The sequence below is a fragment of the Limnohabitans sp. genome, from assembly GCF_034680285.1.
In the GTDB taxonomy this organism is placed as follows: Bacteria; Pseudomonadota; Gammaproteobacteria; order Burkholderiales; family Burkholderiaceae_C; genus Limnohabitans_A.
In genome coordinates this window covers 1-10,725 of the sequence record NZ_JAXITC010000025.1, presented here as the reverse complement: position 1 = coordinate 10,725, position 10,725 = coordinate 1, and the positions used below count along the sequence as shown (strand labels likewise).

Genomic DNA, 10,725 nt, shown 5'->3' with positions numbered 1-10,725 from the left:
GGCAATCGCGGCCAGTGTGTCACCACCGCCTGCAATGCTGAAGGCGCTGGACTCGGCAATCGCCTGGGCAATCACCTTGGTGCCGTTTTCGAAGGCCGCAAACTCGAACACGCCCACCGGGCCGTTCCACACAATGGTGCCCGCTTGCTTGAGTTGTGCGGCCAGCTTGGCAGCCGTCTCGGGGCCAATGTCCAAAATCATGTCGTCGTCAGCCACCTCGGTGGCTTTCTTGACCGTGGCCACCGCGTCAGCGGCAAAGGTCTTGGCTGTCACCACATCGGTCGGAATCGGAACTTCAGCGCCACGCGCCTTCATGGCGTCGATCACGGCTTTGGCCTCTTCCACCAAGTCGGCTTCGGCCAGGCTCTTGCCGATCTTCAGACCCGCAGCCAGCATGAAGGTGTTGGCAATGCCACCGCCCACAATGAGTTGGTCCACGTTTTGCGACAGGCTCTTCAAGATGGTCAGCTTGGTGCTGACTTTGCTGCCCGCCACGATGGCGGCCAGAGGGCGCTTGGGGTTGGCCAAGGCCTTGCCAATGGCGTCGATCTCGGCGGCCAGCAAAGGGCCAGCACAGGCGATGGGGGCGAACTGGGCGATGCCATAGGTGGTGCCTTCGGCGCGGTGGGCGGTGCCAAAAGCGTCGTTCACATAGATGTCGCACAACTGGGCCATCTTGCGGGCCAAGTCTTCGTTGTTTTTCTTCTCGCCTTGGTTGACACGGCAGTTTTCGAGCAGCACAACCTGGCCGGGGGCCACGGTCACGCCGTCCACCCAGTTGGCGATCAGCGGCACTTCGCGACCCAGCAACTCACCCAAGCGCTTGGCCACAGGGGCGAGCGAGTCTTCGGGCTTGAACTCGCCCTCGGTCGGGCGGCCCAGGTGGCTGGTCACCATGACAGCGGCTCCGGCCGCCAGCGCCATCTGAATGCAAGGTACGCTGGCGCGAATGCGGGTGTCTTCGGTGATGCTGCCGTCATCGGCTTGCGGTACGTTCAGGTCGGCACGGATGAACACGCGGCGGTTTTCGGCAAAGCCGCTTTTGGCCACATCGGCAAAACGCAAGACTTTCATCGTGCACCTCCTGCTTGGCCGGACACCACACGGGCCATTTCCAGGCACTTGTTGGAGTAACCCCATTCGTTGTCGTACCAGGCCATCAGCTTCACAAAGGTGCTGTCGAGCGCCATGCCCGCTTCGGCGTCGAACACACTGGTGCACACCTCGCCCCGGAAATCAGTCGACACCACTTTGGCTTCGGTGTAACCCAACACGCGCTTCAAAGCCCCTTGGCTTTGCGCCTTCATTTCGGCGCAAATCTCGGCATAGGTGGCGGGCGTGGCCAACTCCACCGTCAAGTCGACCAGCGACACATCGCTGGTGGGCACCCGCACCGACACGCCCGTGAGCTTGCCCTTGATTTCTGGAATCACCACGCCCACAGCCTTGGCTGCGCCCGTGCTGCTGGGAATGATGTTTTCCAGAATGCCGCGCCCGCCGCGCCAGTCCTTGTTGCTCGGGCCGTCCACGGTTTTTTGGGTGGCGGTGGCTGCGTGCACGGTGGTCATCAGGCCGCGCCGAATGCCCCATTTGTCGTTGAGCACCTTGGCCAAAGGCGCCAATGCGTTGGTGGTGCAGCTGGCGTTGCTGATGATGGCTTGGCCCGCATAGCTGGCGTGGTTCACGCCAAACACAAACATGGGCGTATCGTCTTTCGAAGGAGCCGAAATCACCACCTTTTGGGCCCCTGCTGCCAGGTGCTTGCCCGCGCCTTCTTTGTCGAGGAACAAGCCCGTGGCTTCGATCACCACGTCTGCACCCACTTCGTCCCACTTCAGGTTGGCCGGATCGCGCTCTTGCGTGAGGCGAATGGGGCGGCCGTTGACGATCAGGGTGCTGCCCTCCACCGCCACGGTACCCTCGAAGCGGCCATGCACGCTGTCGTATTGCAGCATGTAGGCCAGGTACTCGGGCTCCAGCAAGTCATTGATGGCGACGATCTCGACGTCATCAAAATTTTGAACCGCCGCGCGGAACACCATGCGGCCAATGCGGCCAAATCCGTTGATGCCAATTTTTGTGCTCATGTCAGTCTCTTTCATTCTTCAAAAAGTGAATTTTTGATGCGTGTGGCACAGGGCCACTTACAGCAACGCCGAAAAATCCTCGATCACGCGGTCCGGCGCACAGGCGTGCACCGACTCGCCCATGTTGTAGCCATAAGGCAGCAACCAGACCGGCACACCTGCGTTGCGGGCGGTGGCTGCGTCGATCGACGAGTCACCCACAAACAAGGCTTGTGTGGCCTTCAGGTCCCAACGCTTCAAGCAGTCCACCACGCTGGTGGGATCGGGTTTTTTGACTGGAAAGGTGTCGCCGCTGACCACCACGTCAAAGGCCTCTTGAAGCCCGTGCACGCGCAGCACGGTGTCGGTGTAACGCCCTTCCTTGTTGGTCACCACCGCCAGTTTGCAGCCACGTGCTCGCAGCGCCGCGAGCACTTCGCGCACCTGGGGGTACAAATTGCTGCGTGTACCGCAACGGTCTTGGTAGTAGCGGTCAAAAATCGGCAGCGCTTGCTTCAGATCTTCACCTTTGCGCACGGCTTCCACCGGGGTCTGGGTGACACTGGCCAACGCTTGGATCAGCAGCTCTTTGGTTCCGTGACCAATCCAGTCGTTGACTTGTTGCTGCGACACCTCGGGCCAATCGAAATAGCGCAAGGTGTCGTTCACCGCATCGGCGATTTCAGGCGCGGTTTCGACCAAGGTGCCGTCGAGGTCAAAAAAATAGGCTTGTGGTGTTGACATTTCTTCTCTCATTGCAACGGGGTCACGACTCAGTTGTCTGAGGGCACGATGTGCTCGGGCAGGACTTGAGCCTGGCGGTGGGTGTGACGATGCACCAAGGTGCGCACCGCTTCACACACACGCTCGGTGGTGATGCCAAAGTGCGCGTACAAAGCCGGGGCTGGGGCTGACTCACCAAAGCTGTTCATACCAATCACCATGCCGGTGCGACCCACGTATTTGCGCCAAAAATCGGGGTGTGCCGCTTCCACGGCTACGGTGGGTAAGCCCAGCGGCAAGACCATGTCCTGATAGGCCTCGCTTTGACGGTCAAACACATTGGTGCAGGGCATGGACACCACCCGTGTGGCTACGCCTTGGGTGGCCAGTTCGGCTTGCGCTTTCATGGCCAAAGAGGTCTCGGACCCTGTGGCCACGATGATGGCTTGGGCACCCGGCATGTCGCTCAGGATGTAGCCGCCCTGGCGCACCTTGGCCGCATCAGCGGCGTCGGTCAGCAGCTGCGGCAGGTTTTGGCGCGACAGCGCCAAGGCGCTCGGGCCGTCGCGGCGCTCCACCGAACAGGCCCAGGCCACGGCGGTTTCCAAGCCATCGGCGGGCCGCCACACATCCAGCCCCGGGATGATGCGCAAGCTGGGCACATGCTCCACGCTTTGGTGTGTGGGGCCGTCTTCGCCCAAGCCAATTGAGTCGTGCGTGAAGACATGGATCACGCGCTTTTTCATGAGCGCTGCCATGCGGATGGCATTGCGCGAATAGTCCGAGAACGTGAGGAACGTGCCGCCATACGGGATGTAACCCCCATGCAGCGCCATGCCGTTCATGATGGCGGCCATACCAAACTCGCGCACGCCATACGAGAGGTGGTTGCCCCAGGTGTCTCGGCCCGCTTTGGTGCAGGTCTTGAAGTTGGTGAGGTTGGAGCCCGTCAGGTCAGCGCTGCCGCCAAAAAACTCGGGCAACAAAGGGGCCAACACATCGAGCGCATTCTGGCTGGCTTTGCGGGTGGCCACCGCATCGGGCTTGGCCACGATGGCCGACAAGGCTTTTGCCAGACCCTGGGCGTAGGCCTCACTCAAGTCGCCACTCATGCGGCGCTCGAATTCGGCCGCGTCTTCCGGGTAGCGACTCTGATAGGTCGCAAAGCGCTCACGCCATTGGTTTTCCGCACGTATGCCACTGGCCCGGGCATCCCAAGCACTGGCCACATCGGCTGGCACTTCAAAGGGGGCATAGGGCCAGTTCAGCGCTTCGCGGGTGGCGGCAATTTCGGCAGCGCCCAGCGCTGCGCCGTGCACATCGTGGGTGCCCGCCTTGTTAGGTGAGCCCATGCCGATCACGGTTTGGCAGCAGATCAGTGTGGGTTTGCCATTCGCACTGTGGGCTTGCGCCTTGGCCGCTTCGATGGCGGCGTTCACCGCTTGTGGATCGTGCCCATCCACCTTGGCGATCACGTTCCAGCCATAGGCTTCAAAGCGCTTGGGTGTGTCGTCGGTGAACCAGCCTTCCACATGGCCGTCTATCGAGATGCCGTTGTCGTCGTACAGCGCCACCAGTTTGGACAAGCGCAAAGTGCCCGCCAGTGAACAAGCCTCGTGGCTGATGCCTTCCATCAAGCAGCCATCGCCCAGGAACACATAGGTCATGTGGTCCACGATGTCCAGGCGCTGGCCGCCCTCTTCCTGGTTGAACTCTTCGGCCAACATCTTTTCGGCCAAGGCCATGCCTACGGCATTGGTGATGCCCTGGCCTAGTGGGCCCGTGGTTGTTTCCACACCCGGGGTAATGTCCACCTCCGGGTGGCCAGGGGTCTTGCTGTGCAATTGACGGAATTTCTTCAGCTCGTCCAAAGCCAAGTCATAGCCCGTCAAGTGCAGCAAGGCATAAATCAGCATCGAGCCGTGGCCGTTGGACAACACAAAACGGTCGCGGTCGGGCCACTGCGGGTTGAGTGGGTTGTGTTTCAGATGCCGGTTCCACAGCACTTCAGCGATGTCGGCCATGCCCATGGGGGCACCCGGGTGGCCAGACTTGGCGGCTTCGACCGCGTCAACAGCCAGCATGCGCACGGCGTTGGCCATGCGGCGGGCCATCTCAGGTGTGGGGTGGGCGTATGTGTTTGCAGCGGAGTTCATGTGCTTTTGTCCCCGCTTCAAGCCTGGCCCAGAGAGCGTTTGCGGCGCTCCATCATTCGCCAGACAAAAGGCGTGAAGATCAGTTGCATGGCGATTTCCATCTTGCCGCCGGGCACCACGATGGTGTTGGCACGGCTCATCCAGGAGTCGTTGATCATGTTGAGCAGGTAGGGAAAGTCGATGCCTTTGGGGTTGGCAAAACGGATCACCACCACGCTTTCATCGGCCGACGGAATGTCACGCGAGATGAAGGGGTTGGAGGTATCAACCAAAGGCACACGCTGGAAGTTGACATGCGTGTGCTCAAACTGCGGCACGATGTAGTTCACATAGTCGGGCATGCGGCGCAAGATGGTGTCGGTCACCGCCTCGGTGCTGTAGCCACGCTGGTGCTTGTCGCGCCAGAGTTTCTGAATCCATTCCAGGTTGATGACGGGCACCACGCCCACGCGCAAATCAGGGTGCTGCGCGATGTTGTGCTCGGGCGTGACCACAGCGCCGTGCAAGCCTTCGTAAAACAGCATGTCGGTGTCGCTCGGCAGGTCTTCCCAGGGTGTGAAGGTGCCGGGCTCTTGTTGGTACGGTGCGGCCTCTTCGGCGTTGTGCAGGTATTTTCGTGACTTGCCTTGGCCTGTGGCACCGTAGGTGCGAAAGAGGTTTTCAATCTCTCCAAACAGGTTGTTCTCGGCACTGAAGTGGCTGAAATGTTTGTTGCCCTCTTTTTCTGCGTCTGCACCACGCTGCTTCATTTCTTTGCGGTCATAGCGGTGAAAGCTGTCGCCTTCGATGATGGCCGCTTTCACGCCTTCGCGGCGAAAGATGTTGGAAAACGTGCGCGTCACCGTAGACGTTCCTGCACCTGATGAGCCTGTGATGGCGATGATGGGGTGGCGTTCAGACATGGGGATCTCCTTGTAGTTTTGAAATTCGGTGCTTGCCCTGTGGGTGGCTCAATCGCGGAACAGACTGCGCTCGGCAAACAGGGGGGCAAAGCTGTCTTGCTTGGCTGGTTCGGCGTGGTAGCGCTCGATGCGCTCGACTTCGTTTTTGGAGCCAAACACCAGGCCAATGCGCTGGTGCAAGCTGGTGGGCTGCACACTCAACATGGGCACCTGGCCCGTGCTGGCACGGCCACCGGCTTGTTCCATGATGAAGCCCACCGGGTTGGCTTCGTACAGCAGGCGCAGGCGACCGGGCTTGCTCGGGTCTTTGGTGTCTCGGGGGTACATGAACACGCCGCCACGCATCAAAATGCGATGCGCTTCGGCCACCATGGAAGCAATCCAACGCATGTTGAAGTCCTTGCCACGCGGGCCGGTTTTGCCGGCCAGGCACTCGTCAACATAGCGCTTGACCGGGGCTTCCCAAAAGCGGCTATTGGAGGCGTTGATGGCGAACTCCTGGGTGTCTTCGGGCACGCGCAACTCGGGGTGGGTCAGCATGAACTCACCCATCACCGGGTCGAGTGTGAAACCGGCCACACCATTGCCCACGCTCAGCACCAGCATGGTGGTGGGGCCATACAGGGCGTAGCCAGCGGCCACTTGCTTTGTTCCGGGCTGAAAGAAATCGGCCTCGGTCAAGGGCCCGCCTTCTGCGGTGGCGTCAGGCGCACGCAGCACACTGAAAATGCTGCCCACCGACACGTTCACGTCAATGTTGCTGGAGCCATCCAGCGGATCAAACACCAGCAGGTATTTGCCACGGGGGTGTTGCGGTGGAATGTCGTAGGGCAAGTCCATCTCTTCAGACGCCATGCCAGCCAAGTGACCACCCCACTCGTTCATGCGGATGAACAACTCGTTGCTCACCACGTCCAGCTTTTTCTGGGTCTCACCTTGCACGTTGATGCTGCCACCGGCATCGACCGCGTGGTTGCCGTACATGTCGGCCAAAGCGCCATAGGCGACCGATTTGGCGATGGCTTTGCAGGCCATGGCCACATCCAAAATCAAAGCATTGAAGTCACCACTGGCATCGGGAAAACGACGACGCTCTTCGATCAGGTACTGCGTCAAGGTGGGCGTGGTGCGGGGGCTCAAGGACATGGGGCAAACACTCTCTGTAGTTTTAAAAATTCGGGAATTCGGCAGTTCTTAATTTGGCTCAAGCCACAGCGGCTTGCTTGAGGGCTTGCATCACCCCCCGGTAGCCCCCATCGGCATCGGGCGCACCGAACACGGCGCTACCTGCCACGCAGGTGTCGGCACCGGCTGCCACGATCTGGGCGATGTTGTCGGTCTTCACGCCGCCGTCCACCTCCAGCACGATGGATTGGCCACCGCGCGCCACATGGGTGTTGATGCGCTGGCGGGCCGCTTGCAACTTGGGCAAGGTCGAGGGGATGAATTTCTGGCCACCAAAGCCAGGGTTCACGCTCATGAGCAAGACCACATCCAAGCGGTCCATCACATGGTCCATCCACTCCAGCGGGGTGGCCGGGTTGAACACCAGGCCCGCTTTGCAACCGTGGTCACGGATCATTTGCAATGTGCGGTCCACATGGCGGCTGGCCTCCGGGTGAAAGGTGATGATGTTGGCCCCGGCCTTGGCAAACAAAGGCACCAAGGCGTCGACCGGCTCGACCATCAAATGCACATCGATTGGAATCTGGACATGCGGACGGATCGCCTCGCACACCAGCGGGCCAATGGTCAGGTTGGGCACGTAATGGTTGTCCATCACGTCAAAGTGAACCCAGTCCGCACCTGCGGCTTCAATGGCGCGAACCTCTTCGCCCAGACGGGCAAAGTCGGCGGACAAGATGGAGGGGGCGATGCGGACGGGGTTCATACTTGGGCCTTGAAAGCGGTTTGGTGCCATTCACGCAACTGCGCCAGCCCCACGCCTTGCAGGCTGGGGACGTTGCGCAATGCGCCTTTGAAATCGTGCTCGTCGGTGAAATCGTTGGGGGTGATGACCGTGCGCAGACCTGCGGCCATGGCGGCGCGCAGGCCGTTTTCGGAATCCTCAAACGCCAGGCAATGCGCAGGCATAAGCCCTAGGCGAGACAGGGTTTGCTGGTAGGCCATCGGGTCGGGCTTTTTGCGCGGCGCAGTCGAGGCATCTTCGATCACCGAAAAATGCTGCTTCCAGTCCGGCCCGATGGCTTGGCGCAGCAAGGCCGCGATGTTGACGGGCGAGGTGGTGGTGGCAATGGCCAACTTGAGCCCCGCCGCACCGGCAGCTGACAGCAGTGCCAGCACCCCGGGGCGCATCTGTACTGCACCGTCTTGCACCGCTTGCTCATACGCGGCGGTCTTGATCTCGTGCAGATGGTCAATGGTCTCCTGCATACCCGCGCCCGTGATGTCCTTGGGTTGGGTCTCCAGCGTTTGCCAATACGCCTTGATGCGCTCTTTGCCACCCGACACCGCCAACAAGCGCTTGTACAGCGGCACATCCCAGCGCCAGTCCAGCCCCACCTCGGCGAAAGCGTGGTTGAACGCCGCCAAATGCGCCATTTCGGTGTCGGCCAAGGTGCCGTCAACGTCAAAGATCAATGCTTGCAGCATGGGGAGGAACCCTTCGTGAGGAAGAAGGGCTCCACTTTAAGAAGGACCGAAGCTCAGGACAATTCAATATTGGTAATGAGTTAATTAAGCTATTGCTTAATTTAATCAATTTCCAATACACAAATCCCTCAATCCCGGCATCCCGGCTTTGGCCAATTGGAGAGGCCTCAACGGTGTTGGAGCACCAATGAAGTGGGCTCAGAACTCAAGGTCTCAGACGACCTGCGTCAAAGCCTGTACCGCCTGGTGGTGCGTCAGGAACACTTGGCCACTCAGTTGTGCCAACAAATGGCTGCGCTGCAAACGGTCGTGCACGGGGCCCTTAACCTCGGACAGGTGCAGCTGCACACCTGAAGCCTGCAAACGGGCGTTGATGGTTTCCAGGCTTTCGAGTGCGCTGGCGTCAATGTCATTGACCGCCGAGCATTGCAGCACCACATGCCGCACACCTGGCCGCACAGCCACTTGGGCCGCGATGGTGTCTTCGAGGAAACGGGCGTTGGCAAAGTACAGGCTTTCGTCCACGCGCAGGCCCAAAATGCCCGGCTGCTCCAGCACCGCGTGACGCAGCACATTGCGGTAATGCTCGGTGCCCGGCACCTGCCCTACCACCGCGATGTGCGGGCGGCTGGTGCGGTACAGCAGCAACAGCATCGAGGCGCTCACGCCCGCGATCAACCCGGCCTCCACGCCCACCGCCAAGGTCAGACCAAAGGTCAGCAACAAAGCAATGAAATCGGCCTTGGCGTAATGCCAGGTGCGGGCAAACACCCCGACATCGACCAAGGTGAGCACGGCCACCATGATGGTCGCGGCCAAAGTGGCCTGCGGCAAATGAAACAGCCAAGGTGTCAAGAACAAAGCCGCCAGCGCCAGCCCCACAGCGGTGTAAATGCCTGCGGCAGGCGTGCGTGCACCCGCATCAAAATTGACCACTGAGCGCGAAAACCCGCCCGTGACCGGAAAGCCACCGGTGAGGCCTGCGCCCAAATTGCTCAGGCCCAGCGCACGCAGCTCGGCATCGGGGTCTATGCGTTCGCGCCGCTTGGCCGCCAAGGACTGGCCCACCGACACCGACCCCACAAAGCCCACCAAGGAAATCAACAAAGCAGGCACCCACAAAGCCTGGGCCAGCGCCCATGGGGCGGCCCACCCACCTGTCGCCGAAGCTCCTGATGACACGCCCGGCAGCGTGAGCGGCGGCAAGCCTTGTGGCACAGTGCCCACCACCCGCACCCCCTGCTCAGCCAACTGCCACACGGCTGACAAGGCAATGCTCAAGAGCAGCACCGCCACCGGGGCCGCCTTGGCCGCCAATTCGGCCGCGCCCGCAGACACCCCCAAGCGCTTGAGCCAGGGCTTGAGCTGACGGCGCACCAGCAGCAGCAAAGCCAAAGCACCCAGACCCATCGCACTGGTCGGCAAATGCAGGCTGGACAAGTTTTGCCACAGCTGCGGCAGCAGCTGCAAGAGGTTCTCGCCGTGCAGGGGCACACCCAACAAATGTTTGAGCTGGCTGGCCGCGATCAGCAAACCCGACGCCGAGACAAAGCCTGAGATGACCGGGTGGCTCAAAAAATTGGCCAAAAAGCCCAGCCGCGCCGCGCCCATCACCAGCATGATGGCCCCGCTGAGCAGGGCCAGCATCAAAGCCGCCTCGGTGTAAGCCACGCTGCCTTGCGCCGCCACCGCGCCCACACTGGCCGCCGTCATGAGCGAGGTCACCGCCGCAGGCCCCACGGCCAAGGTGCCGCTGCTGCCCATCAAGGCATAAAGCACCAAAGGGGCCATGCTGGCGTACAAACCCGCCTGTGCAGGCAAGCCCGCCAACAGCGCATAAGCCAAGCTTTGCGGAATCAGCATCAGCGTCACCACCACGGCAGCCACACCATCGGCGGTGAGCAGCGAACGGTTGTAACGCCGCCCCCAACTTAGAAAGGGGAACCAGCGCTCAAGTGCCGAACTCACAAAGCGTCCACCGGGATCTTCAGGTAACGCTGGCCATTGTCTTCGGGTGGCGGCATGTGGCCAGCACGCATGTTGATTTGCACAGAAGGCAAGATCAACACGGGCATGGACAAAGTGGCATCGCGCTTTTCGCGCATGGCCACAAACTCGGCCTCGCTCACGCCTTGGTGCACATGCACATTGGCTTTTTTCTGATCGGCCACGGTGGTCACGCACTGGGGCTGGCGGGTCTCGGGCGGGTAGTCATGGCACATGAACAGCTCGGTGTTGTCCGGCAAACTGAGCACTTTCTGGATC

Annotated in this window: 9 protein-coding genes and 1 pseudogene; all 10 read right to left on the bottom strand. The window is 60.8% G+C overall.

The window, feature by feature from the left end:
• Positions 1 to 1,074, bottom strand: a 1,074-nt coding sequence (locus SWE17_RS15335; RefSeq protein WP_322993911.1) for a phosphoglycerate kinase, incomplete at its 3' end; no start/stop codon positions are given.
• Entirely contained in the window at positions 1,071 to 2,087 is a 1,017-nt protein-coding gene (gene gap / locus SWE17_RS15330) for a type I glyceraldehyde-3-phosphate dehydrogenase (RefSeq protein WP_322993910.1), read from the bottom strand. The genes SWE17_RS15335 and gap, both read right to left, overlap by 4 nt.
• 57 nt (positions 2,088 to 2,144) lie before the next feature.
• Positions 2,145 to 2,810 carry a phosphoglycolate phosphatase gene (gph, locus tag SWE17_RS15325; protein ID WP_322993909.1) on the bottom strand — a complete coding sequence of 222 codons (666 nt, stop codon included), beginning with the start codon at positions 2,808 to 2,810 and terminating at the stop codon, positions 2,145 to 2,147.
• Between the two features lie 29 nt (positions 2,811 to 2,839).
• A complete protein-coding gene (gene tkt, locus SWE17_RS15320) occupies positions 2,840 to 4,945 on the bottom strand; it encodes a transketolase (protein WP_322993908.1) in 2,106 nt (701 codons plus the stop codon).
• A gap of 17 nt (positions 4,946 to 4,962) precedes the next feature.
• Positions 4,963 to 5,847, bottom strand: coding sequence for a phosphoribulokinase (locus SWE17_RS15315; RefSeq protein ID WP_322993907.1), 885 nt, complete (start codon positions 5,845 to 5,847; stop codon positions 4,963 to 4,965).
• A 48-nt stretch (positions 5,848 to 5,895) separates the two neighbouring features.
• Positions 5,896 to 6,993, bottom strand: a complete 1,098-nt coding sequence (locus SWE17_RS15310; RefSeq protein ID WP_322993906.1) for a class 1 fructose-bisphosphatase — start codon at positions 6,991 to 6,993, stop codon at positions 5,896 to 5,898.
• 58 nt (positions 6,994 to 7,051) lie between these two features.
• On the bottom strand, positions 7,052 to 7,738 hold the full coding sequence (gene rpe, locus SWE17_RS15305) for a ribulose-phosphate 3-epimerase (RefSeq protein WP_322993905.1): 687 nt from the start codon (positions 7,736 to 7,738) through the stop codon (positions 7,052 to 7,054).
• On the bottom strand, positions 7,735 to 8,460 hold the full coding sequence (locus SWE17_RS15300) for an HAD-IA family hydrolase (protein ID WP_322993904.1): 726 nt from the start codon (positions 8,458 to 8,460) through the stop codon (positions 7,735 to 7,737). Before SWE17_RS15300 ends, rpe begins: the two co-directional genes overlap by 4 nt.
• Positions 8,461 to 8,673: 213 nt before the next feature.
• On the bottom strand, positions 8,674 to 10,428 hold the full coding sequence (locus SWE17_RS15295; RefSeq protein ID WP_322993903.1) for a SulP family inorganic anion transporter: 1,755 nt from the start codon (positions 10,426 to 10,428) through the stop codon (positions 8,674 to 8,676).
• Positions 10,425 to 10,725 (bottom strand): annotated as a pseudogene (locus SWE17_RS15290) (MBL fold metallo-hydrolase); the annotation flags it as partial. The gene SWE17_RS15295 and the pseudogene SWE17_RS15290, both read right to left, overlap by 4 nt.

Excerpts from the sequence above, each read along its gene's own strand:
- SWE17_RS15315 (WP_322993907.1), bottom strand. The coding sequence starts at position 5,847 with ATGTCTGAACGCCACCCCATCATCGCCATCACAGGCTCATCAGGTGCA.
- SWE17_RS15300 (WP_322993904.1), bottom strand. The coding sequence starts at position 8,460 with ATGCTGCAAGCATTGATCTTTGACGTTGACGGCACCTTGGCCGACACC.
- tkt (WP_322993908.1), bottom strand. The coding sequence starts at position 4,945 with ATGAACTCCGCTGCAAACACATACGCCCACCCCACACCTGAGATGGCC.
- gph (WP_322993909.1), bottom strand. The coding sequence starts at position 2,810 with ATGTCAACACCACAAGCCTATTTTTTTGACCTCGACGGCACCTTGGTC.
- gap (WP_322993910.1), bottom strand. The coding sequence starts at position 2,087 with ATGAGCACAAAAATTGGCATCAACGGATTTGGCCGCATTGGCCGCATG.
- rpe (WP_322993905.1), bottom strand. The coding sequence starts at position 7,738 with ATGAACCCCGTCCGCATCGCCCCCTCCATCTTGTCCGCCGACTTTGCC.
- SWE17_RS15310 (WP_322993906.1), bottom strand. The coding sequence starts at position 6,993 with ATGTCCTTGAGCCCCCGCACCACGCCCACCTTGACGCAGTACCTGATC.